The 26012-nt window shown below is 49.0% G+C and carries 29 protein-coding genes; 8 read left to right on the plus strand and 21 right to left on the minus strand.

The annotated features are described in order from the left end of the window. Nucleotides 1-356 precede the first annotated feature (356 nt). Both EDM58_RS24805 and EDM58_RS24810 read right to left on the minus strand, forming a co-directional pair. A complete protein-coding gene (locus EDM58_RS24805; protein ID WP_122915716.1) occupies nt 357-1814 on the minus strand; it encodes a stalk domain-containing protein in 1458 nt (485 codons plus the stop codon). Between the two features lie 132 nt (nt 1815-1946). Next, a complete protein-coding gene (locus EDM58_RS24810) occupies nt 1947-2468 on the minus strand; it encodes a superoxide dismutase family protein (protein WP_122915717.1) in 522 nt (173 codons plus the stop codon). A gap of 147 nt (nt 2469-2615) precedes the next feature. Between EDM58_RS24810 and EDM58_RS24815 the strand changes: the two genes are divergently transcribed. Beyond that, the gene (locus EDM58_RS24815) at nt 2616-3353 is read left to right on the plus strand and encodes a class I SAM-dependent methyltransferase (protein WP_122915718.1); all 738 of its coding nucleotides are present in this window, start codon (nt 2616-2618) and stop codon (nt 3351-3353) included. On the opposite strand, the gene EDM58_RS24820 is transcribed toward EDM58_RS24815, so the two are convergent. Continuing rightward, nucleotides 3350-3889, minus strand: coding sequence for a histidine phosphatase family protein (locus EDM58_RS24820; protein ID WP_122915719.1), 540 nt, complete (start codon nt 3887-3889; stop codon nt 3350-3352). The two genes, EDM58_RS24815 and EDM58_RS24820, sit on opposite strands and share 4 nt — an antisense overlap. 27 nt (nt 3890-3916) lie before the next feature. After that, the gene (locus tag EDM58_RS24825) at nt 3917-5554 is read right to left on the minus strand and encodes a peptide ABC transporter substrate-binding protein (protein ID WP_246001047.1); all 1638 of its coding nucleotides are present in this window, start codon (nt 5552-5554) and stop codon (nt 3917-3919) included. A 154-nt stretch (nt 5555-5708) separates the two neighbouring features. Here EDM58_RS24825 and EDM58_RS24830 point away from each other — a divergent pair, with 154 nt between their 5' ends. Further along, entirely contained in the window at nt 5709-6161 is a 453-nt protein-coding gene (locus EDM58_RS24830; protein ID WP_122915720.1) for a GNAT family N-acetyltransferase, read from the plus strand. Between the two features lie 162 nt (nt 6162-6323). Here EDM58_RS24830 and EDM58_RS24835 read toward each other — a convergent pair whose 3' ends face one another. The 5 genes from EDM58_RS24835 to EDM58_RS24855 all read right to left on the minus strand — a co-directional run bounded on the left by EDM58_RS24835 (nt 6324) and on the right by EDM58_RS24855 (nt 12010). Next, nucleotides 6324-7796, minus strand: coding sequence for a GGDEF domain-containing protein (locus tag EDM58_RS24835; protein WP_122915721.1), 1473 nt, complete (start codon nt 7794-7796; stop codon nt 6324-6326). 189 nt (nt 7797-7985) lie between these two features. Next, complete coding sequence (locus EDM58_RS24840; RefSeq protein WP_183187621.1) at nt 7986-9302, minus strand: TRAP transporter large permease; 1317 nt, start codon at nt 9300-9302, stop codon at nt 7986-7988. Nucleotides 9303-9304: 2 nt separating this feature from the next. After that, on the minus strand, nt 9305-9868 hold the full coding sequence (locus EDM58_RS24845; RefSeq protein ID WP_023556278.1) for a TRAP transporter small permease: 564 nt from the start codon (nt 9866-9868) through the stop codon (nt 9305-9307). Nucleotides 9869-9899: 31 nt separating this feature from the next. Continuing rightward, complete coding sequence (gene dctP, locus EDM58_RS24850; RefSeq protein WP_122915723.1) at nt 9900-10925, minus strand: TRAP transporter substrate-binding protein DctP; 1026 nt, start codon at nt 10923-10925, stop codon at nt 9900-9902. A gap of 197 nt (nt 10926-11122) precedes the next feature. Then, nucleotides 11123-12010 (minus strand): putative RNA methyltransferase, encoded by an 888-nt coding sequence (locus EDM58_RS24855; RefSeq protein ID WP_122915724.1) that lies wholly within the window; start codon nt 12008-12010, stop codon nt 11123-11125. A 300-nt stretch (nt 12011-12310) separates the two neighbouring features. On the opposite strand from EDM58_RS24855, the gene EDM58_RS24860 reads away from it, so the two are divergent. Further along, entirely contained in the window at nt 12311-13021 is a 711-nt protein-coding gene (locus EDM58_RS24860; RefSeq protein WP_122915725.1) for an AAA family ATPase, read from the plus strand. Further along, a complete protein-coding gene (locus EDM58_RS24865) occupies nt 13014-13571 on the plus strand; it encodes a hypothetical protein (protein WP_246001049.1) in 558 nt (185 codons plus the stop codon). Before EDM58_RS24860 ends, EDM58_RS24865 begins: the two co-directional genes overlap by 8 nt. A gap of 10 nt (nt 13572-13581) precedes the next feature. Here the strand turns inward: EDM58_RS24865 and EDM58_RS24870 are convergent, their stop codons facing one another. From EDM58_RS24870 to EDM58_RS24885, 4 genes are all read right to left on the minus strand, one after another. Next, on the minus strand, nt 13582-14109 hold the full coding sequence (locus EDM58_RS24870; protein ID WP_122915726.1) for a GNAT family N-acetyltransferase: 528 nt from the start codon (nt 14107-14109) through the stop codon (nt 13582-13584). Between the two features lie 21 nt (nt 14110-14130). Next, nucleotides 14131-14757: a TetR/AcrR family transcriptional regulator gene (locus EDM58_RS24875; protein WP_122915727.1), complete on the minus strand. Its 627-nt coding sequence runs from the start codon at nt 14755-14757 to the stop codon at nt 14131-14133. A gap of 165 nt (nt 14758-14922) precedes the next feature. Continuing rightward, nucleotides 14923-15588, minus strand: coding sequence for an HAD family hydrolase (locus EDM58_RS24880; protein ID WP_122915728.1), 666 nt, complete (start codon nt 15586-15588; stop codon nt 14923-14925). A 33-nt stretch (nt 15589-15621) separates the two neighbouring features. After that, nucleotides 15622-16305: a hypothetical protein gene (locus EDM58_RS24885; RefSeq protein WP_246001051.1), complete on the minus strand. Its 684-nt coding sequence runs from the start codon at nt 16303-16305 to the stop codon at nt 15622-15624. A gap of 307 nt (nt 16306-16612) precedes the next feature. On the opposite strand from EDM58_RS24885, the gene EDM58_RS24890 reads away from it, so the two are divergent. The 4 genes from EDM58_RS24890 to EDM58_RS24905 all read left to right on the plus strand — a co-directional run bounded on the left by EDM58_RS24890 (nt 16613) and on the right by EDM58_RS24905 (nt 19847). Continuing rightward, nucleotides 16613-17023, plus strand: a complete 411-nt coding sequence (locus EDM58_RS24890; RefSeq protein WP_122915729.1) for a YjdF family protein — start codon at nt 16613-16615, stop codon at nt 17021-17023. A gap of 27 nt (nt 17024-17050) precedes the next feature. Next, entirely contained in the window at nt 17051-17929 is an 879-nt protein-coding gene (locus tag EDM58_RS24895; RefSeq protein ID WP_122915730.1) for a GNAT family N-acetyltransferase, read from the plus strand. Between the two features lie 49 nt (nt 17930-17978). Beyond that, complete coding sequence (locus tag EDM58_RS24900) at nt 17979-18833, plus strand: pentapeptide repeat-containing protein (protein WP_122915731.1); 855 nt, start codon at nt 17979-17981, stop codon at nt 18831-18833. A gap of 78 nt (nt 18834-18911) precedes the next feature. Beyond that, a complete protein-coding gene (locus EDM58_RS24905; RefSeq protein ID WP_122915732.1) occupies nt 18912-19847 on the plus strand; it encodes an aminoglycoside phosphotransferase family protein in 936 nt (311 codons plus the stop codon). A 52-nt stretch (nt 19848-19899) separates the two neighbouring features. Here the strand turns inward: EDM58_RS24905 and EDM58_RS24910 are convergent, their stop codons facing one another. The 8 genes from EDM58_RS24910 to EDM58_RS24945 form a co-directional block, all read right to left on the minus strand. After that, nucleotides 19900-21633, minus strand: a complete 1734-nt coding sequence (locus tag EDM58_RS24910) for a methyl-accepting chemotaxis protein (protein ID WP_183187622.1) — start codon at nt 21631-21633, stop codon at nt 19900-19902. Between the two features lie 166 nt (nt 21634-21799). Then, a complete protein-coding gene (locus tag EDM58_RS24915; RefSeq protein ID WP_122915734.1) occupies nt 21800-22777 on the minus strand; it encodes an anti sigma factor C-terminal domain-containing protein in 978 nt (325 codons plus the stop codon). Next, the gene (locus tag EDM58_RS24920) at nt 22770-23267 is read right to left on the minus strand and encodes an RNA polymerase sigma factor (protein ID WP_122915735.1); all 498 of its coding nucleotides are present in this window, start codon (nt 23265-23267) and stop codon (nt 22770-22772) included. The genes EDM58_RS24915 and EDM58_RS24920 overlap by 8 nt, the downstream gene beginning before the upstream one ends. Nucleotides 23268-23621: 354 nt before the next feature. Then, nucleotides 23622-24284: a CPBP family intramembrane glutamic endopeptidase gene (locus EDM58_RS24925; protein WP_122915736.1), complete on the minus strand. Its 663-nt coding sequence runs from the start codon at nt 24282-24284 to the stop codon at nt 23622-23624. Nucleotides 24285-24399: 115 nt separating this feature from the next. Further along, nucleotides 24400-24825 (minus strand): SRPBCC family protein, encoded by a 426-nt coding sequence (locus tag EDM58_RS24930; protein WP_122915737.1) that lies wholly within the window; start codon nt 24823-24825, stop codon nt 24400-24402. A 20-nt stretch (nt 24826-24845) separates the two neighbouring features. Beyond that, complete coding sequence (locus EDM58_RS24935; protein WP_122915738.1) at nt 24846-25304, minus strand: SRPBCC family protein; 459 nt, start codon at nt 25302-25304, stop codon at nt 24846-24848. A gap of 84 nt (nt 25305-25388) precedes the next feature. Next, nucleotides 25389-25769 carry a carboxymuconolactone decarboxylase family protein gene (locus EDM58_RS24940; RefSeq protein ID WP_425455640.1) on the minus strand — a complete coding sequence of 127 codons (381 nt, stop codon included), beginning with the start codon at nt 25767-25769 and terminating at the stop codon, nt 25389-25391. Between the two features lie 18 nt (nt 25770-25787). Further along, nucleotides 25788-25982, minus strand: a complete 195-nt coding sequence (locus tag EDM58_RS24945) for a YgaP family membrane protein (protein WP_122915740.1) — start codon at nt 25980-25982, stop codon at nt 25788-25790. Nucleotides 25983-26012 lie beyond the last annotated feature (30 nt).

Raw genomic sequence — 26012 nt, forward strand, 5'->3', positions numbered from 1 at the left:
GGGTTTCTCATCAGTCTGAGGGGCGATAGATTCGCCCCTTTTTTTATCTTCTTTTTTATCTTCTTTTTATAGAACTTTTTAGGACGGGGGACCAGCATAAGCTGGTCGAGGAAAAAGGGAAAAAAAGCTCAAGGCATTTGGGATCTTGACCCAGGCGCAACGGAAAAGGCGGAACACGGTTTCAGCGGCCAACCCTGAAATACTTCTGGAATCGGCTGCTTTTGGCCGCGGTTCCGCCTTTGGAGTGCAGCCAGCCAGGGATGACCCCCAGCAAAGATCCCAACCCGCCTAAAGCGTTTTTCCCTTTTTCCTCCGCTCCACTACAGCAGGACGACCACTACCGAAAAAAAGCGAGCTTAGTTGCTGATAACGACGGAGTTGGAATAGCCATCCCAGCTTACTTTTGCTCCCAAAGCTTCACTGACAAAACGGATGGGAACCATGGTTGTCTCATTGTTGTACAGAATGGCGGGCACGTCCATGGTAATGGGCTGCCCATTTTTATATGCCGTTTTGGAACCAATGGTCAGCTTGATGACGTCGTTGCCCCGTGTGGCTGTGACGCTTTGTGTCGCTTCATCCCAATCTACCTTCGCTCCAAACGCTTCAAAGACAGCGCGCATAGGAACGAGAACCCGCGAGTTGATTTTCACCGGCGGCTTGCTGTAATTTTGCAATTCCCCGTCAATGAAGACAATGATCTGTCCAGATGTATTCACTGTATAGAAGGCAGACAGTGATTGCGCATACTCTTGGCTTGCCGGATCGATGACTTCGATGTAGAGCGTATAGCCCCCGGTGGTCAGATTGAGGTTCGAAATGATTTGATTGACATTGGACGGATCGATGGACACGCGACGCACTTCGTTGCCCCAAGCATCCACTACAACCAGATAGTATTCGTAGACTTGATAGGAACTGGACACTTTGAGTGTCACTTTAATCGTACCGTTGCTGTTGATTGAGACATTCCCGGGAAATTGCGCTCCGCTTGGAATGGAGAATTCTACTTTTGGCGCAGAAATGACCCATTTTACGCTTTCGGAATAGGTTTTGCTGCCGCCGTTTGCCATCTCAAGCTGGACAGTGTACGTACCTGCAGGCAGAGACAGGCTTTTGGAGGACAGAGTCGGGTTCTTGGTTTGAACAGGAATCCGCTTGACGACTTGTCCATTTTCATTGAGTACGACGAGAGTAAACTTTGCCTTCTCGTATTCAGTCGTCAGGTTTATGACGATCTGGATCGAACCCTCAGAGATTTTCACATAGCCAGGAAAAACGCTTTCTTTGCTCTTCGTAAAATAAATGGATTCTTCTTCCGATTGCAGGGTGAATTTGCCGCATGCCTCTTCAGAAATGATAGGATCGATAAAATATTCACCTGAGGTTTTCTTTTCTTTTATTTCATAGTTTCGTACTTCCAGATACACTTTTGCATCTTCTGACAGCTCGTTCAGCTCTTCATTGGAGATGCGGATCTCACCAGTTTTTACTTTGACTTGAATTTCTTGGCCTTGCAGATCTGTGGCTGTGACGGTTTCGGCTCTTTGTTTCGCTACGGTGTTCACCGGGATTCGCCATTGCTCTCTTCCCCGCTTGTCCATAAAGACCAGTTCCATGTGTTCCAGATATTCCGGTTCAACCCGGACATAGGCAGACAGATTGCCGTCTGCATCGAGTATGACTTCCTTCAATACGGGAGCTAAAGGATTGCGGATGGCATAGCAAGAGGCCTTGGCACTGCTAATGCCGAGAGTGGACACAAAAAGTAGAATGATGCTTGCGAGGCTGATCCATTTTTGCAATCGGTTCATAGTTGTATGACTCCTTTATTAGATGAATTACTTGTTTTATCGGAATAAATACCTACGTCGATTAGTAGAAAGTACCTAAAAAAGAGAAGAACATTTCAGCGCCGGGAAATGCTCTTCTCTCTTTTTTGTTTGTTAACCGGCTACGATCAGTCCGCATGCCAGGCGTTTTCCGGAGTTGCCGGCTGGCTGAGTGCGGTAATCATCAGGGTTCTGGTGGATGACGACCGTTTTTCCGATCACATCTGCCGCACGGAAGCGATTGGTGAAAACATTCATTCGGGCGTAACCGCCATTGGACAGGAGTACAGGCAGATCTCCCGCGTGATGGGGGTGGGGCTGGTTGGTAGGGTTCCAGTGTTCGCCCGATGCCAGAAAGGGATTGGCAGGATCACCGACGGCGCAAGAGCCTTTGTCATGCAGATGGAAGCCAAAAAAGGGCCCGATCGGCTGTTGGCCTTCACTGGAAGGAAGACCGCTCACTTCGACAAATACATCCGTGCCATAAGGGACATCGGTAAACACCACAAAGCCTTGCAGGTCGGGAGCCAGGGGGCCGCCCTGGATCTCGGCGTAGGCTTGGGTCGGTGCATAGGCATACGAGGAGGACACGAAGCGCGGATCGTATCCGTAAGCTGCAGGCATATACCAATTCATTTTTGAATTCACCCTTGTCATATCATTTAATGGTACATCGTATGACATGGGTGGGCGTAGCGTGCTTGCCTAGGTTCAGAAGGGTTATTTGTCTTGTACGCAGAAAAGGTAGAGTCGAAGTGGCGTTAGGGAAGGAAGTGTCGGAGGATGCGGTATCGCGGATCGGATTTTTACGACAGGGATGAGAATTTTGCCAGGTATATGGAGCGCAGGCAGTCCGAGGAAAACGCCAATGACACGCTGGAGAAGCCTGTTTTCGAGGAATTGCTGGGGAGTGTAGCGGGACTCCGCATTCTTGATGCCGGCTGTGGAGACGCTGGATACGGGAGAGAGTTATTGGAGCTAGGCTGTACGGCTTATCTGGGCTTGGAGGGCTCTGGCAACATGGTGATGGCCGCTCAAAAGTCGCTGGAGGGAGTCAATGGGAACGTCGTTCGAGCCTGGATGGAGGAGTGGGAGTATCCGCACGAAGCCTTTGACCGGGTGATCTCCCGTCTGGCGATTCATTATGTAGAGGATCTGGATCGATTGCTGCACGACTTTTACCAGTCTTTAAAGCCCGGCGGCAAGCTCGTATTTTCTGTCGAGCATCCCGTCATTACGTCAACTTTGCAGCCCTCTGGCCAACGGACAAGCTGGGTAGTGGACAATTATTTCACGGAAGGCTACCGGGAGCAGCAATGGATGGGAGGTACTGTCTACAAGTACCACCGTTCCATTGAGACGTATTTCTTGGCTTTGCAAAAAGCGGGCTTTGTCGTGGAGCATGTAAGAGAATCCAAACCGGTACGCTCGAATTTTCGCCAGGAGGAAACCTATCAACGCAGGCTGAGAATTCCGCTGTTTCTCTTTTTTTCGGCCAGAAAAAGAAAAGACGAGGATTAGGCTTCCCAAATGCGCACCGGCCTGACAGGAGCCTGCGACAAGGACAATTGGTAGACGTCGGGATTGGTCAGCCGCTCCCAATCGGCATATCCTGTACGCTCATCATAATGCTTGAGCAGCAAAGAGAGCAGATTGCCATGGGTAGCCAGGACGATGTTGCCCTCGCCGCTTGCGGTAACTTCTTTGATCACGCCGAGGGCGCGGTTCATCGCCATTCTGCTGGATTCTCCGCCTGTGAAGACTAGATCCAGGTCGTCAAAGGTGCGCTGGAGCATGGTGCGCCAATCGGGATTGTTTTCGCCGCATAGCACCCGCTCCGTCAGTCGCTCATCCGTATCGATAGAGAGACCGAGACGGTCTGCCAAAGGCTGCACGGATTGGCGGGCGCGAAGAAATGGACTTGAGATGATTCTCGCAATCTCTTTTTCCTGCAAAAAGTCGGCGAGACGCATGGCTTGTTCCTGCCCCGCAAGTGTCAAAGGAGCAGCAGCCTCCTGCCCTTCGGCGCTGCAATGTCTGACGAGAAACAGATTCATTCGATCACCTCGTTTTTTTATATTTTATTAACTGACGATGTCGCCCCATTTGAGCTCGAGATTTCCCATTCCATCAATAAACACGCCTTTGACGCGGTCATGCTTTACCCAGGAATTGGTATAGTAGAAGAGGGGGGCGATCGGCATTTCGTCCATCAGGATTTGCTCTGCCTGTACGAGCAATTGATTCCGCTTCTGCGTGTCCATCTCGACGGCTGATTGTTTTAGCAGTGCCTGATAGCGTTCATTTTCCCAACCGGTGTCATTGTTCCCGCCTGTTCGGTCCCGGAAGATGCCCAGGAAGCTGATCGGATCATTAAAATCCCCGAGCCATCCGGACCTGGAGATCTGATAGAGCCCCTTGTGCTGCTCTTCCAGAAATACGGTCCACTCTTTGTCTTCCAGCTTCACGTCGATATCAAACGCCTGTCGCCACTGTTCTGCGACAGCCTCTGCCAATTGCTTGTGCGACTCAGAGGTATTGTACGTGAGCGTGATGGGAGGCAGGGCGGCAAGACCCAGCTCGTTCAGGCCTTCCTGCAGCAGTTTTTTGGCCGTCTGCGTATCGTTGTCCAAAAAGTAAGGTTCCGTCTGTACGGCCATCGAAGGGGGAACGAAGCCCAGCGCCGGCTGCTGATGGCCTTGCCTGACTTGATCGATGATCAGCTGCCGATTGATGGCGTAAGAAAACGCCTTGCGGATCTTGACGTTGTTGAAAGGAACCTGTTGCGTATTGAATTTGTACATATAGACTGCCGCAATCGTCTGGGTGTTGATTTTCCCTGCATCGGTCAAGCTCGGAATCGCTTGGGCGGGTAACGTGCTGAGCGGAGCCCCAGCCCAATCCAGCTCATCTTTTTCATAGAGAAACAGCTCGGTATTCTCGTCCGAAATCATAGAAAATTCCACACGGTCAAGCTTTACGGCGTCCTTGTCCCAATACTGGTCGTTTTTAGCGAGAACCAGCTTTGCATCATGATCCCATTGCTCAATTTTAAACGGACCGTTGCCCACATGGGTATCTGCGTGTGCTGCCCAGCGGGAATTGGCCTCGATCTTCGGCCGATAAACGGGATAATAGGTAGCAAAGGCGGTCAACTCCGGGAAATAGGAGGTTGGATGCTCAAGCTGGACGACAAGCGTTTTGTCATCGATTGCCTTGACCCCGACCTCGTCTGCTGAGGCAAGTCCATTGTTGTATTTTTCGCCGTTTTTGAGATAGTACATCTGATAGGCGTAAATGGATGCGGTCCGTGGATCGAGGACGCGTTTCCAGGCGTACTCAAAATCATGGGCGGTTACTGGATCGCCATTGCTCCATTTGCTGTCGCGCAGGTGGAAGGTATACGTGAGCCTGTCCGCTGAGACGTCCATTTTTTTCGCAACAGCCAACTGGGGCCTTCCATCGGCTCCGATGCGCGTCAAACCATCGAAGGTCGCGCGAATGACTGCAGCCGATGTGGAATCCTCCGCAAAAGCAGGGTCTGCTGTAGGCGGTTCAATCGACAGGTTCATTCGCAGCACTTTTTGTGCACGCGGCTGTTGTGGTGACGTTTCGGGTTTCTTTTCCCGTTTCGTTTGGCTGGAGGCGTTTTGCTCACAGCCCGTAATCGCTGCACTGATGCAGAGCAGTATACACATCGCAATGAAAATCACTTTTCTCACGATGGGGTTCCCCCCTTTCGAGCTACTACTTACTATACCCATGTAGATATGTAGTGAAAATATTTGTAATGAAGATTTAATTATTGTTGATAATGTTTTAGTATTTTAATAGACTAAGTACATTTATAAACTATTGTATAAGGAGATAGAAACAATGAACATCCGAAGACTAGGGGCAGCGGAACGCCCGCCGATGGATTTGCTGCTGTTGGCAGACCCATCCCGTAAGCTGGTGGAAGAATATCTGAAAAGGGGAGAGTGCTATGTAGCGGAGTCAGGGGAGAAGATCGTGGGCACCTATGTGCTGCTGCCGACTCGTCCGGCGACGGTGGAGCTCGTCAATATCGCCGTGGCAGAACAGCATCAAGGGAGCGGGATCGGCAAGCAACTGGTGAAGCATGCGATCCAGCAGGGGAGGGAGGCCGGTTATCAGACGATGGAAATCGGCACTGGCAACTCCAGCGTGGGTCAGCTTGCTTTGTACCAAAAATGCGGATTTCGGATAACGGGGGTCGATCGAGACTTCTTCCTGCGGCATTACGATGAGGCCATCTTCGAGAACGGCATTCAGGTGATAGACATGATCAGGCTTTCTCAGGACTTGTAAAGATCGTGAGGGAGTCTCATGCGAACAAGCATTCACTCCCATGCAGCAATTTTACAGCGATTTCCATGGTGAACGCAACTGACAACAACGACAGCCTGGACAACGGTTCTTCGTCATCACAGGCTGTCTGACAGTTTGCTAGCAAATCGGTATTGGCTGCGCTCAACTGTAGAATTTGAACTGGTTTTTCCCTTTTTTCTTGGAATCGTACAAGGCTTGGTCTGCCCGCTTGTACAGCATGTCCGGGTTCAGACCGTCCTCAGGAAAAAGCGCAATGCCGATGCTGACCGTCACTTTTTCACCGTCCAACTGAATTTCCTCCGCCGTCGACACCAGAATGGCATCAATCAGCTGCCTGGCTGTTTCTTCTGCTTCCGTCCTGCCCGCAGAGGGCATGATCAGGACGAATTCGTCACCGCCAAGCCGGATCGGCGTATCCATGGGGCGCGCCACTTTGCGCAGGACTTGGGCCACGCATTGCAACAAGTGATCGCCTATATCATGGCCCAAATGGTCATTGACCAGCTTGAAATTGTCCAGATCGATCATAAGCAGCGCTGATTGTTCATGCTTCTTGGAGATCGCCGCCTTCAGTCGTTCGTCAAAAGCCGCTCTGTTGTTCAGTCCTGTCAGGCTGTCGTGAAAGGCCAGGTACATCGGTCTTGCAACCCAACGCGATATTAAGGAAGAGAGAATGATTGTGATAATCAGAATAATCAAAAGCTGGAAGATAAACTGGTTTCTGTAATCGTTCTGGATCACTTGCAAATCCATGTCGTGATAGACGATTTCCAGGACTTTGCTCTTCGTGGTACCTTCGTCATACTCCGATATATAGTGAACATAGCGATAGATGGCGGGTTCATTGTTCCACAAATCCTCGCATTCGGTTGTTGTTCCTGTCGTCAGTGTTGTTTCGAACGCTTTTCTGCGTTCCGGAGGGAGCTTTCGCTGTATGGCAAAAGGATCTCCCAGTTTGTATCCTCCAATATTCAGGACGTTGATTTCGTAGATGGATGGCGACCTTTGAACGAGCTGGTCGATCGTAGACAGAAAATTGAACTTGTGAAAAATGTCCCCCTCTTGCAGAGAGTAGCCCAGCTGGATAATGTACTTTTTATCTCGTGTCGGCATGTAGCTGTATTTTTTGATGACGCCAGTCTTTTGTTCGAGGTCCATCCCATCGTGGAAAAACTGGCCGTTATTACGGTATTCATCCAGCACCTTGGCCAATTTCCCGCAGCAGGCATTGAAATCCATGCCGATATCTTGCTTGAACGTACTGTGGAGAATGACGTTGTTGCTGTCGATGACGTAAACATCGAATGAAAACTGGCGTTTGAGAGAGTCGAAGTCCCAGGTTTCAAAGGAAGGATTCTTCTCGTACATGTCCAGGATCTGGATCGAGGCGTCTTTCATTTTGTTCGCTATGTTGTCGCCAAAAACATAGTAGGCCTTTTCGATGGTCTCCAATGCGTATTTGGCCATTTGTTCGTCCTGCTCAACCTGGTTTTGCTTGTTTTCAATGGCACGTTCGCGCATCCGCAGGTAATCGCTAGTAGCGATGGTAAAGGAAATCGTGAAGGCAAAGACAATCATGGTAAACGTCAGTTTAAGTCGAAAACGGGCGTTCAACTGTTACACCTCGCTGCTTTAGGGAGCTTTAGGGAAAAAAGGTAGGAATGAATAGTCGAATAGAACTATTCCACGTTGGAACTGGTAATCCTTTTTTTCGACAGAAATGTTGAAAGATGACGAAAAATGTAAAACCGATCTGTAGGCAGAAGCCTGCAGATCGGTTTGAAGAAGAAAAATGTGTGAATCCTAGGTCCTCATTAAGGTTGGAAGCCAGGTGGCGATTTGCGGAAAGATCATGATGATGGCGACTAGCAGCAGATCCAGGCAGATAAATGGGAAAGCTGCCGCGTAGACTTGCCCCATTTTGACCCCTTTGGGCGCGACGGCCTTCATCACGAACAGTCCGGTTCCAAACGGTGGAGAGATCGTCCCGATTTCAATCGTGATCAACAGCATGGCGGCGAACCAGAGCAAATCGATGCCCAGCGTGTTGGCAATCGGGATAAAGATGGGCAGGCAGACCATGAGAATGGACAGGGATTCCATGAAGGAGCCGAGCACAAGCACGATCAAAAGCATCCCAATCACGAGCAGCGTCACGGAAACATCGAGGCTGGCAATCATGCGAACCAGTTCACTGGTCGCCCCGGAAAAGGACAGGATTTGGCTAAAACCCGTCGATCCGGCAATAATCATCAGCATCATGGCGGAAATCTTGAGTGTGCCGATCAACGCCAGCTTCAGCGTATGGAAATTCAACTGCTTGTAGTAGGCAGCGAGCAGCAGACTGCCGATCGAGCCCATCGCGGCTGCTTCGGTCGGGGTAGCGACGCCCAAGAACATCAGTCCCACGACGAGGAAGATAATCAGGGATAACGGGAAGATGTAGACGACGGTTGCCTTGATTTTTTCCGAGAACGGAATGGACGCGACATCATAATGCGGTGCCAGCTCGGGTTGAAGCTTGGCCCGGATGATAATATACAGCCCGAACAATATCGCCATCAGAACACCGGGCAGGATGATCGCGATCATAAACGCGCCGATGGAGATTTGTCCCATCGAAGCGAGCAGAACGCCCAAAGCGCTTGGCGGGATCAAGGCAGCCAAGGTTCCGCTGCCTAGAATCGGCCCGATCGACATCTGGTTTTTGTACTGGCGCCGCTCCATTTCCGGGACGAGCGTGGAGCCGAGCATCGAGGTGCTCGCCATCGTCGAACCTGTCAGGGTAGAGATCAGGGTTCCTCCCGTCACAGCGAGCAAACTCAATCGCCCCGGAACTTTTCCAAACCACTTGTCGAGGGTATCGATCATTCTCGGGGCAATTCCCGTATGGAACATGATCTCGCCCATCAGGATAAAAAGCGGAATCGGGGCCAGGGCGAAAGTAGCCAGAGAGCTTTCGATGCTTCCCATCAATTGTCTAAGCCCCACTTCCCCTCCCCAGAGAAAAATGGCTGCAACGATATTGATCGCCAGGAAAGAAAAGGCCACAGGCACACGCAGAATCATCAAAGCAAGCAAACTGAAAAAAATCAGCAAAAGTATTTGCCACCAGTCCACGATCATCCCTCCTTTATTCCTTGTTCTTTGGTGAACAGAGATGGTGAATCCGGGGTTATGACGATATCCTCATCCTGTTTTTTGCGGGCGAGGGTTGCCAGGTACAGCTTGCGTGCGAATTCCAGAGCAAGCAGCAGCGAGCCGATCGGAATGATCACGATTACGTACAGCTTGGGTATCGCGATCACCGACATGCTGCGAATATCGCGGACGTAGTGATCAATCGAGACCAGCGTGCCGTACCAGAACAGCACTGCGCTCACTGCAATGCCGATCAGCGCGACCAGCATGTCATTGTAGGCGCGCAATCGCGGGGACAGCATGCCCTCGATGATATCGACTGCGATGTGGCCGCTGCTGCGCGCCAGCCAAGCCCCCGCCAAAAAGGGCAGGTAGACCAGGATATAGGCATTCACCTCATCGACCCAAAGCAGCGGATAGTCGAAAAAGGTGCGGGAAATGACTTGGGCCCCGATGGAGAAGGTGGCAAACAGAAGCAGGATACAGGCGAGGACGGCAAACGCATTTTCGATGTTGTCGAGCCATCTGAAAAGGGTGTTCTTCACATTTTGTCACTCCTCTATGCGTCGGCTGGGCTCACGGATTGTATTTCAGCAGCTTCTTCAGCTCATTGACCTGATCGGGAACAGCTTTCTCCAGTACGCCCCATTTCTCTCTTTTTACGATTTCCTGGAACTTTTGGCTGTCCTCCGGGCTGAGCTTGATCAGCTCCACGCCTTTTTCTTGCAGGGTTTGCTTTTCTTTTTCGTTTTCCTTTTTGAAGTACTCGACCATTTCTGTTTCAAAATCCTTGGTCAGGGCGAGAAGCTTTTGTTGATTCTCTGGCGAAAGCGACTCGAAAGACTTGACGTTCATCAGGATGGTCGCGTTCTGGTTTAAAAAAGGCTCGTCGATCAGGTATTTGGTTACCTCTGTCCAACCGTTCAGACGCGGTCCGAGGAGCGGAAAACCAAAGCCGTCTACCATTTTGCGTTCGAGAGACGTATAGACGTCGCCTGGGTTCACCTCCATCGGGACCATATCCAGAGCCAGCATGACTTCATGGTAAGTAGAGTTGGAGCGGAATTTGCTGCCTTTCAGCTCGTCCAGCGCTTGAATTTTCTTGTTGGTCCAGAAGTAGTAAGGAGACTCGCTCAACCAGCGGCCCAGGTAGACCAGATTGTTTTGCTTGAAGCGATCAGACATGTAGTCAAAATAGCCGTTCTCCCGCTCTTCCGCCGGCGTGAAGGGAGAGAGGTTCAAAGAGTGCGATTCCGGCATGAGATGGCCGTAGTAGGAACTGACGTTGAAGCCAATATCGACAACCCCATTGCGCACGGCATCAAACTGATCGCCGACCGGCAGCGATTCGGGTCCACCTACTACCCGTATGGTCACGGCGCCGTTCAATTCTTTTTCCACCTTTTCCTTCCACAGCGGAATCATGTCTTTGGGGAAGGGGTGATCCAGAGCCAAAAAGCTGACCAATTTCAGTTCCACGGGACCCGAGGACGAGCCTGCGGAGCTTGCGGGGCCGCTTGCGGAGTTCGAGCCACACCCGGCGAGGAGCAGCAAACAGCAGAGGAAAGACAGAAAAATACGTGGTCGCGCAAATTTGAACATTCAGTTAATTCTCCCTTCGAAGTAAGTAGAAGTATAAAATGTTACATTTATTATCTATAACTTGAGCGTGAATAACTATTAAGGAATTAACGTTTCTGGGGATGGAAGGGGAGGAGTCGGTAGGTTTGGGAGATTCAAAGAAAGGAAAAGAAAGGAGCAAGCCTGTTTATGCAAAGCTGCTCCTTTCTGCCTTTCATTTATCTTTTCTTTCCGTACATAATCGAAAAATCAACGGTGATTTCAGCCTGTTCCTGATTCATCCATTGTTGAACAAGGGATTCTGATGCGCCCCATGACAGCGGAGTCATTTGTACGAGATGGTGCAGTTGCTCCTTTTTCAAAGCAATACGGTATGCCACACGCTCCATCTCCAAGAGCGCAAAATGACGTTTGAACAGCTCGCGTATCTTCTCGTTCGAATACGTTTTCCGCGAAGCATTCGGATTAAGCGCAGCTCTTACTTCTTGCAGATAATCGCTTTCCGGAATCACCTTGATCACGATGCCGTCGTCTGCCATGATGCGATGAAACTCAGCATAATTGGAGGGCGACAATAGATTCAGGATCACGGAGAAGGAACGCTCCATGACCGGACATCTGGCGAGATCGGCCACGCACCAGATGGCGTTGGAAGTTCCCCTCGCGGCCATCTTGATTCCCTCCTTGGAAAGATCGAGACCAACACCCAAGGGGGCGATTTTTGCTCGCTCCCGGATCTGATTTTGTATCGACTTCAGATGGGAGCCTTCCCCGCATCCTGCATCCAGAATGCGCAAAGACTCATGGTGTGGCTGCATGAGCCGAAGGATGCTCTCGCTGATTCTAGATATCAACGGTTCAAAAAAACCAATGGCATTCATGTGTTGTCGAGCCGCAAACAAGGACGTGTCATATTTGGTTTGATAAGGACGCGTCAGCAAATTCACGTAACCTTGTTTGGCAAAATCAAAGCAATGTCCGCTCGAGCAAACAAAGCTTTTATAGGCAATGACCTTCAGCGGATTGAAACATAGCGGACAAGCGAATACATGCTCATGTTGAGCGAGCAGCTGGAAACGCTCCAGGTTGTTTTCGTTTTTGGACATAAAAAAGCACCCCTTCATTCGTTTTCGAGAATGAAAAAGGCACAGTGAAAGAAACCCAGGTCATTTTCCAAAAAAAATGACTTGAGCCTGCCTTCCTGCACCTCTCATTAACGGTAACGAATGAATTGGATGATCATGGAAAAAAGCAACTCCTTCAAAACAGATCGAGGGGAAAAAGACACCCCAGACAAATATAACATGAACAAGGATGGTTTGGTTTGAAAAATGGCAAAGCAAAGAGTATCTTGAAAATAATGATGAGGGTTGAATCCATGAACAAAATGTTGGGAGGGGAGTTTCATGTACTTACGAAGCCTTGAGATTTTGAGAAGTGGAAATTCGGATCCCAATCGCTATCCCTTTTCCATACCAGCAATAAAAAGTTTAACCTCGCTTTCCTTTCGAACCAACGTTACATTTTTTGTCGGAGAAAATGGTTCCGGAAAATCGACGATTCTTGAGGGGATTGCTTATCAATGTGGCTTTCATACGGCAGGTGGAGGAAAAAATAACTACTATGAGGTAGACTCTGCTGATTCTGCTTTGGGCGAGAACATTCGCCTCTCGTGGATGCCCAAAATGACGAACGGCTTTTTTCTCAGGGCAGAGACTTTTTATCACTTTGCCTCTCATATGGACACGATGCCGTCAAGCCTGCAATACTACGGGGGACGTTCCTTGCATCAGCAATCACATGGAGAAGCATTTCTGTCTCTTTTTACCCATCGTTTTGGGGAAAAGGCGATATACCTGTTGGACGAGCCCGAAGCGGCCCTTTCACCTGCGCGACAACTGGCGCTGTTGCGAATCATAAAGGACCTGGAGAAAAGCGCCCAATTTATCATTGCTACCCATTCCCCGATCTTGCTTGGCTATCCCAATGCGCAAATCTTGAATTTTGATGAACAACCTGTAGAAGAGATTCAGTATGAGGACACGTTGCATTACATCATTACTAGACGCTTTCTCGAAAACAGAAAAATAGTATTGGATGAATTGTTTCATGAGTAAGAAGCGCATGCATAACAAAGTGAAGAAAAAGCTGTTCGGATTGTTCGCCGGTGAGTGGTTTGCGGCTTTGATGTTTGCCGTGCTATGGGTCCTGTACTTGTATTTGCTCGAGGGATTCGAGGTCTATTTGACTTCCGCTCCGTCTCTCTACGCGTTTGTTCTGCTGGAGTGGATCTTGCTTCAAGGAGGATATTACTGGTTTTTGAAATGGAGGCAGGTGAAGAACAAGTCGTTCTCCAGCCTTCCTGATCATCAATTGAGGCTGTTTGCGTTTTTCAAAAAGAGCAATTTGCTCCTGATCTGCATCGGGATCTTGGTTCTGATCTACCAATGCTGCGTCTTTGCCGCTGATTTTTATTGGTTTTTATTGTTGTTTTCTTTCGCCGTGATTGAACATATCAACTATTACCACATCCGCCTGTCCTACATGAGTGTAGAAGAGATCAAGGAATTTTTGGCCCAAAAAGGATTTCGGCGTTCGCTGCTGGCAAAGGAATTGAAGAAGTATCATCGTGCGCAAGTGAAAGGAAAGGACGGGCGGCCCCAATAGGCACGCCCGTTTACCATTCTTCCTGCAAGATTCCCATGTGAAGGATGTCATGCCATTTTCCTTCCCTGAACATAGCTTGGCGCGATCTTCCCTCGTGTTTGAAGCCCAGCTTTTCATACAGCGATATCGCATTTTCATTGAAAGAAAATACACGAAGCGATACCCGGTGCAGATTCATCTCTAGAAAGGCGTAGTCCAGCAACAGCTGCAGGGCCTCCTTGCCGTACCCTTTGCCCCAGTACGCTTTCTCGCCGATATCGATGATGCATTCGGCATTGCGGTTCTTGGGATCGATGTAGACCAGAGAAGTGATGCCGATTGGCTTCTGCGTTTCTTTTTCGAGAATGAGATAGCTTTTGGACGTGGTCGATCCGAGGATCACCTGTGTGACGAAATCCGCGGTACCCTCATAGGAATGCAGATCCAACGCCGGAAGGGTCGTTCGCATGACCTCCAGATCATTTCTCCAGGAATGGTAGATCGGGATATCCTCTAGGGTCATTTTGCGAAAGGATATCCGTTCCGATTCAAACAACATCTGGACTCAACTCCTCTAGGTTTAGGGTTTCTCTTCTGCTGCCACGGGACGCAGCATTTCTTTTAATGAAAACAAAAGCAGGTCACACTGCTCATCCACATCGGTATTGTCTTGACCCAAGTGAGCGGTGTCCAGCATCAGGCCGTCGATGAAGGAAATAAGGAAACGGGCAATCGAATCTGCCGGGAAGCGGGGGGCCAGATCTCCGCGTTCGGCACCTGCTTGGACAAAGGCAATGAACACCTCGACTAATCGTTGGTAGCGATCCGTGATGTAGGGGTAGCCTGATTTGTTTTCCTTGACGGACAAGAAAAACTCCGAATTGGCCACGAGAAGGGATTGGTCAATCTGCTTGATTTGCATTCGCTGCTTGTCTAGCCAGGAGGTGAATTGCTGCCAGGATGTGAGTTCGTCATCCGGAGTGAATGAAAGGATGTCTTGCTGGTCTTCGTGCCGGAGAAGTTCGATGTAGACGTGCTCCAGATTGTCGAAGTAGGCGTACAAAGCACCGCGCGATACACCTGCTTCCTCGAGGATGTCCTGCATCGTGGCATTCGTGTAGCCTTTTTTGATAAAAACCTGCTTTGCTGCTCGCAACAGCTCTGCTTTTTTTTGGCGTTTATACTCCTCACTGACTTTTGGTGCCATGTTCTCACCTTCTCTATTAAAACGACACATTTGTCGTTATTTCTGGTTTTAGTATAAACGACACGAGTGTCGATTTTCAAGTAAAAAAATACCTTTCGCTTGAGCGGAAGGTATTTGGCTTGAGGATACATCTCCAGCATTTCTTGTTTGTTATTCATCTGTTGATTACGTCAGTTGATCCGTCAGAGTGATAAGCTCCGCCAAAGCGTCGATGACAAAATCAGCACTTTCGGGCGAAGGCCAATGGTGATTTTGCTTCCAGACACTGATCATACCAACCTGCTTGGAAGCCTGTACATCGTTGATCGGATGATCGCCAACATATAGGCTTTCTTCTGGGGAGACGCCGAGCAATTCCAGGGCATGCAAAAAAATGCTCGGGTCTGGTTTCTTACGCCCTATCTGTTCTGATACCAAAATTGCCGAAAAGTAGGGTTCGATGCCCAGCGCGCGAATATTGCTCATTTGAAATTGGGTATAGCCGTTGGTGATGAGACCCAGTTTGAATTGTTGTTGTAGCAGATGCTTGAATGTCTCCGTCAGGTGGGGGACTGGCACACAGTGAAAATGAAAACGCGTGACATAATCATCCAGAAGTTCTTCTGCGGATATCCCATGTATTCCGAATTCCTCAATCAATTGCTGGTAGACGACGTCTTTCCATACATATCCATGGGCATCAAGCTCGACAAATCGATTTACAAAGTCGCCTCGTAAGATATGTCCGAGAAAGGGCTGAAAGCGATCGTGCTGACCGTGAATGAAACGCAGCAAGGAAGCATCCCTGTCGAGCAGAGTGTTATCCAGATCAAATAGAACCGCTCTGATCATCTGAAAAAATCCCTCTTTTCCCCATGAATATGCTTAGCAGGATTGACCGACAAGCGGCGGGAAGCCGGCTCGACTCCACAGCCACAAAGGGGTATGCACGTCGATCGGGGCAAAATCGCTGCCTTTCAATGCCGTCTCCCAAGCTGACGCTACTTCCTGGCGGTCGCTGGTGCTGCCGTTTAAGACCTTTTCAGAACAAAGCCCCAGTTGGACACTTGCTTGCAAAATATGCGTATCCGGTGCAATCGTAATCAGTTCGCGAGATTTCCAGGAAATACCTGCATAAGATTCCAGGACGTACAGCCAGTAATGAAAGATTTTGGGCCCGGACAAATAGGGAAAAGAGGATTTGCGCCGGACTTGCATCAGGTCGATCAGCGCGGCGATGTCGTAGTCGACAGACTCCAGCATTCCGGCAACGCTTCCGTCTGGAGAGAAATCGGAAATGCCCTGCGCGACCTTTTGCCAGATCTCGGGATGGCGATTGGGCTGAAGCGCGACACGATGTCGAAGCAGCGCACTGCGCAGCTCCTCTCTGTCACCAGCAGATGCTGCCAGGGGACGAAAGATCCAGCGAGTGCCTTCGTCCTGATAAGCATGTGCCACTGATTGCCAGAGTGTGTAGGCATTCCGCTGGTAATTCAGGGACATCGCCAGCGTCAACACATTCGGCAAATCCTCGTCTGGAACGATCCCGATCAGGGCATCCTCAGGCATCACTTCACCGCCTAGAAGGCCATTTTGATGCATATGCACCAGTTGTCTTACGTTTTGTAAAAAGGTTTCGTGTGTCATTTTGCTACCTTTCGATTGCTTAGAGATAGGACGATTTCCCTTTGCTAGAGAATGAATTTTCTGGTAATCCATGATACAATACGTCCAGCACTCGTGCAACGGATACGAAAAAACACGGTTCGGTTGGTAGTCCGGACGCATGGTCACGAAGATGACAGTGTCCATGTCAGTAACCTTCCCCCCTCGGGATGTCCGTCGTCTCCGTATATTTTTCAGAGGGGGAAGCAACATGAAGCTTACCGTTTATTTTGATGGTCAATTTTGGGTAGGGGTGGTAGAGGTACAAGATGGCGACAGGGTAAAGGCAGGCCGCTTTGTTTTTGGTTCTGAACCCAAAGATCAGGAAGTGCTGTCGTTCATCCTGAATGAACTGGACGCAGTGATCAGTCGAATGTCTCAGGAAGTCATCGGTATAACTCTCACAGAGCGAAAAATCAATCCAAAGAGAGTAGCTAGACAAGCAGCCCGAGAGATGTCGAAGAAGGGAATCTCCTCGTTTGCGCAGGAAGCCCTGAAGATGGAGTATGAAAAGAGAAAGAAAGAGAAGCAGGGCGCTGCACGTCAGCAACGGGAAGATAGGAAGGAAAGGCAGCGGGAGATACGAATTCAAAAGGCGAAAGCGAAGCGCCGCGGCAAGTAACGGGTGTTTCGAGGAGGAGTAGCGAGCATGCAAGAATTGATCTTTGCCAAGGATTACAAACATAACGATACCCTTCGAGAAAGCTTCTCCGAACTCGCATCCCAGACCTTTGGCATCCATTTTGAAGAATGGTACCAAAAAGGCTTTTGGAATGAACGGTATATTCCTTATTCCTTGATTCACGGCGATCAAGTCGTAGCCAACGTCTCTGTAAACCTTCTTTCCTTCGTGATAAATAGCGAGAAGAAAACAGCGATTCAGATCGGTACCGTCATGACGCACCCGGATTTCCGAAAACGGGGGTTGTCGGCAAAATTGATGAATCTCGTTTTGGCAGAGTATGAAGATCAGTATGATTTCATGTACCTTTTTGCCAACGACACAGTACTCGATTTTTATCCCAAGTTTGGTTTCCAGCCTGTGGAGGAGCATCAATTTTCCATGTCCTATACCCCCGGCTATATCGAAGGGCTCACAGGGATACGGAAGCTGGACCTCAATCAAACGGAAGACCTGGATCTGGTTGCCCAATTCGCGGCACAGAGGGTGCCTGTTTCCCAGCGTTTTGGAACGGACAACTGCCCAGGCATTTTCATGTTTTATGCTTTGTATGTCTTCCCTCAGGAACTGTATTACCTGGAGGAAAAAGACGTGATCGCGATCTATAAGCAGGAGGGCGACTGCTTGCATCTCTATGATTGGCTCGGCAAGCAGAAGGTCAGCCTCCTGACGCTTGTGCGAAAACTGGCAGGGCCCGAGACGAAAAAAATCATGTTTCACTTTACTCCGGATGAGGAAGGGATCGAGACTGAGAGTATAAGCGTGAATACGGGCTTGTTTGTAAAGACGAATGGGAAGATTCCGTATCCGGTGCATGTAAAGCATCCGATGACGTCCATTGCCTAAGGGATGTAGCCACTGACAGGAAACCCCATGTGCGAAAGGAGTCTGCAGCATGGCAGCGAACCAAGATAACAACCATATACACTCAACTTTGCAAGGGGACTGCGAGAACTGCTTTGGTCTGTGCTGTGTCGCGCTCCCCTTTGCAGCCTCTTCCGACTTTGCGATGAACAAGGAAGCCGGGAAGCCTTGCCAAAACCTGCAGGAGGACTTCCGCTGCGGCGTTCACAGCAGCCTGAGGGAGCGGGGCCTTCGTGGATGTACGGTTTACGACTGCTTCGGTGCCGGACAAAAGGTGTCGCAAATGACGTTTGGCGGACGTGACTGGCGGCAAGAACCAGGTAAGGCGAAGCAGATGTTCGAGGTATTCCCGATCATGTGGCAGCTGCATGAGCTGCTGTGGTACCTGAGTGAAGCTCTGACACTCAAGCCAGCCGCGGAGATCCGCGAAGAGCTCCAGAAGGCGTTCGATGAAACAATGCGCCTTACCCACCTCAATCCGGACGCGCTTGGGAAACTGGACGTAGCGGCACACCGGGCTGATGTGAATGTTCTGCTGCTGCGGACAAGCGAGCTCGTACGAGAGGAGGCCCAGCGTCAAAACAAGGGGGCAAAAGGCCGTCAGAAGAAATACGGCCGAGGTGTCGACCTCATCGGCGCCAAGCTCAAGGGTGCCGATTTGCGTTGTGCCAATCTTCGTGGAGCATATCTGATCGCTGCGGACCTTCGTGGCGCAGATCTCCGTGCAGCAGACCTCATCGGCGCAGATTTTCGAGATGCAGATCTCCGCGGAGCCGATCTGACCGAGAGTATCTTCCTTACGCAAACGCAGCTGAATGCAGCGAAGGGCGATGCACACACGAAAATACCGCCGTCACTCGAAAGACCGTCTCACTGGTCTGCTTAAGGGAACCTGCAGCAGAGGAAATGTTGAACAAGTTTGCGGTAGGCAAGAAATCAAATTAAGCAGGAAGTGGGGATCAACATGAGTGATGCAACGAACGAAGCGGGAATGCTCCTCGATGGGATTCCCATGCTGCGCAACCGCTACAGGCTGGAACGAATCCAAAAGGGGTACTCGAGCGATCGCAAATACATCGTATACGATCATGTGGGAATTCCCCGATACGTACTGCGAGCCTACGGCATTCAGCATGAAGAAAGCAAAAAGGAAGAATTCCGGATGCTCCAGCGGATGGAGGAAATCAGCGTAAGATGCACCAAGCCGATTGAGAGCGGTGTCCTGCCAAGCCAGGGGCTCGGATACATGATTGTTTCCTACATCGAGGGAGAGGAAGCTTCCGAAGTGCTGCCGCTTCTTTCTGAAAAGGAGCAGTATGACATTGGCGTACAAGCTGGCCTGGAGCTGAGAAAGATTCATCAGATTCCTTGCACAGACGACGGCGTGGGGTCCTGGCATGAAAGAATGTCTGCCAAATATGCCCGCAATCGTGCCGAATACGCCAAATGCGGGGTTGCGATCGAGGAGGAGAGCAGCCTGTTATCCTTTATCGACGGGAATGTGCACCTGATGAAGAATAGGCCGAATCTCTTCCAACACGATGATTACCATGTCGGAAATTTGGTTGTGAAGGATGGCAAGTTTTCAGGTGTGATTGATTTCAACAGGTACGACTGGGGAGATCCGATACATGAGTTTTTAAAGGCAGGGATGTTTAGCGCGGAGGCAAGCGTGCCGTTCTGTATTGGGCAAATCCAGGGATACCATGATTTCAACGAGCCTAGGGATGAGTTTTGGCGGTTGTATTCGCTCTATCTGGCTATGACATTGATCTCATCCGTGGTCTGGATTCTGAGAGTGAGGCCAGAGGAGCTGGACTCTATGATGGGGAAGATACGCAAGGTGATGGATGATCACGACTGCTTTGAACGGATCGTGCCCAAGTGGTATCGGAAGTAGAGCAGAAAAAAGTGAGTCCGCCGCATTCTAACAATGCAGCGGACTCATTCGGTCAAAGCTTGAACGCCTTCACCGATTCTTGCAATTCTTCTGCCATTTTGGCGAGTGTATCCGAAGCAGCGGCGATCTCTTGCATGGAAGCCGTCTGTTCTTCGGCAGCTGCCGCGATATTTTGAGTGTGGCTTGCCGATTCGATGGCAATTTTCGTCGTTTCCTCTATCAGTTCCGCCATGGCTCCAAACTCGTTCACATTGGCTTGAAGAGCTGTTGACACCTCGCCGATTTGAACCAGCACGTCATGGACACCAGTTGTGATACGTTGAAAGGCTTCTCCGGCTCCATTGACCAACTGGAGGCCCTCATTCACGGAGACGTGCCCTTTATTGATTGCATGCACGGATTGATCGATGTCCTTTTGGATGGCTTGAATCAACATTCCGACCTGGTTGGCCGATTTCTCTGACTGCTCAGCCAGCTTTTTCACTTCGTCCGCGACGACGGCGAACCCTCTGCCGTGCTCGCCAGCTCGAGCAGCTTCGATGGCAGCATTCAGCGCGAGCAGCTGGGTTTGTGCCGCTACTTCGGTTATCATCGATAAAATCGTCGTGATTTCCGTTGATTTTTTGCCAAGCTGATTGATCAATTCGGCAGTTGAAGCGGTTTCGTTTTGGATGGTATGCATATGACTGATCGTTTTCGCGATGACATCGGCTCCGTTTTCCGCCGTTTTCGCAGTCACTTTGGAGGACTGGTCGGCTTTTTCCATGGAAAGGGAGATTTGCTTCAAGTCATCGGAGATTCTCGCGATCGCTTCATTCGACGCTTCTGCTTTATTCATTTGCGTGTCTGCCCCGTAAGCCAACTCCTGGATAGAGCCTGCCACTTGTTCTACGGAACGGCTGGTTTGCTCGCTGCTGGCGGAGAGCTGTTCCGAGGTGGCAGCCACTTGCATGGAAGCACTGGAGACTTGTTCAATCATCTGTTTCAAATTGGAGCTCATCTGATTGACGTGATCAGTCAATTGACCGATCTCATCCTTGTTTTTGGTACGGAGCTTTTCAGCGGAGAGATCACCTTCCGCAATTTTGGCAACGTGCTCTGTCACCTGTCGGATGGGTTTCGATAGATGGCCCGAGAACCAGATGATGAGGAACAAGCCCAGTATGATGGCTGTTCCCAAAACGATCGCCAATGTGACGAGGAGATCATTCGCCCCGCGGTTAAAGTCCATGAGATAGGTTCCGGAGACCACAATCCATCCCCATGCAGGATCTTTTTCGGCATAGACGATTTTCGGCGCAATCTGGTCCTTTCCAGGCAATGGAAAGTCAAAAGTGACAAACCCGCCCCCGTTCTCGGCCGCTTTGATCGTTTCCCGCGTCGTATACATGCCGTCTGGCGCCTGGGAGTCGAATAGATTTTTTCCTTCCAGCGTTGGGTGAGCAACGGCCATTCCTTCCTTGTCCAAAACGAAAAAATAACCGTATTCGCCCATGTCCACTTCATTTTCGATCGTACGAGTACCGTCCGACTGGAGTGGCCCGATCAGTTTTTCTTTCATTTTTTCTTGTGCTTCTTGTATCGATAACGTTCCTTTTTGAACCTCATCATTCAAAGCCTCCATCGCATCCAAAGCCAACTTGACATTGTTCTTTAATCCGGCAGACCCAAGCTGATCCAAATTCTTCTTGGCTGTAACATAGCCTGACAGGCCAATAAGAAGACTCGGAATCAGTAAGAGGAATGCTGTAATTGCAATGAGCTTCGTCCTGATCGTCAGTTTCATCGTCATCACTCCTTACTATTATTTATCGGATAAACATATGGTTTAATTTGAATGAACTTTCTAAACTTGCTGCATTTTGTTTTTCTTGGTGCGTAACTATGAAATAGGCACTTGCCAACATTCTCGAAAAAAATAAGAGAATGTGGAAAGTGCCCATTTGATGATCTTAATACTTATCGACCGTTGCCCCAAGCGAAGCCGCCCTAATGAACGGCAATCCTTGCAAAGATTTCAACTGATCTCTCGTCCCCGTCACGACGATGCCGATGATCATACCGGTTTTCTGATTTTCTTTTATCGCCTCGTAGGCCTTCTGGGCAGGCTCGGAATAATAGATGTTTTTGCTGGAAGCGACGCTTAGAACATCCTTCATGAATTGCTCCTCTGTCGTTTTTTGGACGGGGTTCAGCCTGTCCCGATACGCTTGGAAGCCATATAGACTGTCAGCTCGTAAAGGTTCCTGCAATTCTTTCAGCATCTCCAGATCACCCTCCAGAAAACTATTTGCCCAGTACCAGGTGGAATGGACGTTTTGGGGCATCATTTCATTCACCTGATCGAGCGTGTATCCCTTATCGAAGGACAGGGCGAACTCCAAATAGGCATCATCATTCATCTGATCCAAGAGCGATAAATCATCGATAGACTGTTTGAAAGAAACAGACGGATGAAAAAACATCATTTCTCTTTCACCGCTTGATTCGTTGTAAAAACGCTTCAACTGATCCCCTTCATTCACTTGAACGCCTCGGCCTCCGCCCATGAGTGGAGTAGCTTGCCCGTTAAAGATATGGAAGGAATAGTGATGATCGCCCCAAGGGATGACACGATTCTCGATGACCTTATACGTATGGTAGCTCAATGTTCCGCCTAAAAATTCGTAACGGAATTGAGGGCGGGCCAAATAGACGTTTGGTCCCATAATTTTTTCATTCAATTCTATGGGTGTAAAAGCATCCCAACCTCGATCATTGGCAAGTAATTGGTTCCCGATGTATCCGCCGATCAGCACCATGATACTTACAATCATAGAGATGATGATGTTTCGAACCATGCTTTTCCGTCTTGCTTTTTTCCATACATCGTTTACAGATTGAATATCAAAGGGGCCGCTTTCTATTCTATTTTTTTCGTGATCACTCATGATCTGATTCCCTCCTGTAATACTTTGAAAAACGCTTCCTGGCACGGGATAAGTACGTCCTTACCTTATCTACTTTCATGTGCAGAAAGGTTCCCATATCACGGTAGCTCATCTCTTTTTCGTACTTCAGCACCAGCAATTCCTTATAGGTCGGCGATAGCTGCTGGAACACAGCCTCTATTTCTTGCTGGGATTCTTTTGATAACAGTGTTTTTTCCGGAAGACCGTCGTTTGATATCAGGTTCGGTTCGGCAATCCAGGGTACTTGTCTTCGTTTTTTGCGACAAAGATCGTAGTAAGCATGAATTGCAACCTTGAAAAGCCATGACGCCCATTTATCGGAGGGAACAGAGTCCGCATATAGAAAGGCTTTGGTAAAGGTGTCCTGTACGATGTCTTTTGCATCTTCGCGGTTCGCACCCATCTTTACCAAATATAGGTACAGACGATTCATTTGATTTTGGACCCATTCTCGATCCTGCCAGTTCATCTCCTACCTCCTTTCGCTACTAGAACGAAATAGGAATCAAAAAGTATACAACCCCCACATGCGCACCTGATAAAGAAGTGAGTGGGAGATTTATCGAAAACAGAAGGGCGGACAATATTGTCCGCCCTTGCCCATGTATTCACTTTCTATGCATCACGACTTGAGAACGGCTTGGGGAAAACAGATTGCGGCTGTAGAAAGAGACTAGCGACGGCTCGGCGATTCGGCCACCATCCGACATGCCGGTATAACGGAATGAGGAGAAGGGCATCTATGGGTCGTTCCGTATGAAGCTTTATTTCAACCATTCCCCAAAACCTCTTTTCAGTCGTTTCGATTCGGTACGTTACAGATTCATCGCAAGAACAGTATGTAAACTGCCATAATTCCTGCATCTGCGAGGATATGGCTGACAATCGAACCCATCAGGGAATTGCCTTTGTACCGCATGTATCCCCATATCATGCCGGCGATAAAAACAGGAAGGACCATCATGATATTATACGGCCAGCTAAACAAAGGGATGATGGAAAGGAAATGATAAAGACTGTAAAACAGCGAGGTAAGCAGAATGATGGTCCGTACAGACCGTTTTCCTTCCAGCTTTTTTATAAAATAGCCTCTCCAGTAGATTTCCTCGAGAAATGGATTGATGACGAGTAAAACCAGAATGAGCCATATGACGAGATCGCCGGAAAATTGCCAGTCTGCCAATAAGGCTTGCAGATCATCGTGATCAAAAAGAAAGCCGTGGAAGAAATATCCCGCAAGAAGTATCGTCAAAAAGAAAAGAAGTCCCGTTGCAATGCCGTGGTAGACATTTTTACGATTGAATACGAGACCCATCTGTCTGAACGCTTCTTTTCTCGTTTTTCTTTTGATTACGAACCATTCCACAGCGGGAACAGCAAACAGCCACCCATAAAAAAGCAGAAATGTGACGGGTACGCTGCTCATGATTTGCAAACCCAAAAAGATCATCAAGGTTGGTCCAAGAAATAATAGAACGAGATTCATCAGATCCCCACCAAATCATAGCATGTTTTTACCTATAACGATTTTAGTGGGGAAAAGGGAAAGAGAGTAGTACCAACTTCAAGTGGTACCTTGCCCGAATAGCTCATCGGTCACATTACTTCACTAACCCAGCTCGCAATTTCGTAATGCCGAATTCCAAATAGCCTTTTAAGCAGGTCAACATATAGACCCAGCCTTCTTTGTTGTCTACCAATTGGTGAATAAAATCATCATCTGTTTCGCGGAAACCTTCTTCATTCACTTCTACAATGGTGCTTGAATGATCCAGCTCATGTAGCGTAATCGTAACCACATGGCCTTCCCCCCACTCGAATACGATCTTATTATTGTTCTTTATTTCCAGGATCGTAATATCCCCTTGCGCAGCGTATTCCTCATATCGCAATGTAATGATCTTTCCTTGTTCCCATCTCTCAGAGCTGGAAGAGAACCAGAAGTTGCCGATTTTTTCAGGGTCTACGAAGGCTTCGAATACTTCATTTGCGGGTCTTTCTATTTTCATTTTCGTCAGGTTGTTCATACCATACCAGCTCTCTTTCGTTATAGGGATATGGGAGGCAAGGTCTTTCCCGTCTCGAGCAAGCTCTTCAGATTGCTCAGAATGGCGGGCCATCCATTGTTTAGTCCCTCGAAGGTATCGTCCCGATCTACAATATCGGCAGGGACCAGATTTTCATGTTTCAGGGTTAGTTTTACTGTTGTTGAATCCATTGGTTTAAGCTCAAATGTGACCAGTGAAGGCTGCTCGCGGGAGGCCTGATCGGCCACATAGGTCCATGTAAAAGAAAGCAGGCGATATGGCTCGCACTTTCGTATCGTTCCGTAATCGCTAACCTGTCCGTTCCTTGAATACGTAATGGGGGAGCCTTCATGCCAATCGGATTCGATCTTGCTGCCGAAGAAGTACTGTTCCGTAAAATCGCTGCTCGTCAAAGCCTCCCACAGTTTTTCAGGTGTTGTTGCCATGTAAATCACGTATACAAACGTGGTGTCAGTCATCACGACCCTCCTCGAGTGTGGATGCATGGATTTACTGGTTATTTTTCCCTGTCAGGTTTGTTTGTATAAGGAAGGGGGGAGTTCTTAACAAAAACACTCGGGACCATCTTGAGATCCGTGCTGAGGCGCATCAGCATCTTCTTTTTCATAGGAGAGCAGCGCGTTGACGCCGTGGCTGAGGATCGCTCCAGCTCGGGTTGTTGCCGCAACGAGAAGTGCTTCCACGATTTCCTCCATGGTGCCTCCGAGAGCCTTGTATTTCTTCACATGAACATCAATGCAATAGGGACATCCCGCAACATGGGCCGTGGCGATCGCGATCAATTCTTTTGTTTTTTGCGGCAATGCATGGGCTGTTTGATAGACTTGTTTCTCGAAATGCAGATAGGACGCGGCTGCCTCGGGGCTTACTTTCATTAAATCGGGAATCCGTTGTAAATGTTCCGGGGAGTAGTAGGGCTTCATTTCACTCATCTCCTTTGTCTACACTTTGGCGGAGCATGTGTGCACGCCGAGTATTCGATAGACCAAGCACATTCCTAGCACACCAGTCAGGATCAGTGGAATCCCGAGCAACCCCACGTATTTCCAGGTGCCATTGACAAACACAAGCATAGACAAGAGAGCAATTCCCGATATGAGTCGTATGATACGATCCAATAAACCAACATTTTTCATCGTTTTCATCCCTCCTGTGTTTAGTGTAAG

Source organism: Brevibacillus panacihumi (genome assembly GCF_003710985.1).
GTDB lineage: Bacteria > Bacillota > Bacilli > Brevibacillales > Brevibacillaceae > Brevibacillus > Brevibacillus panacihumi.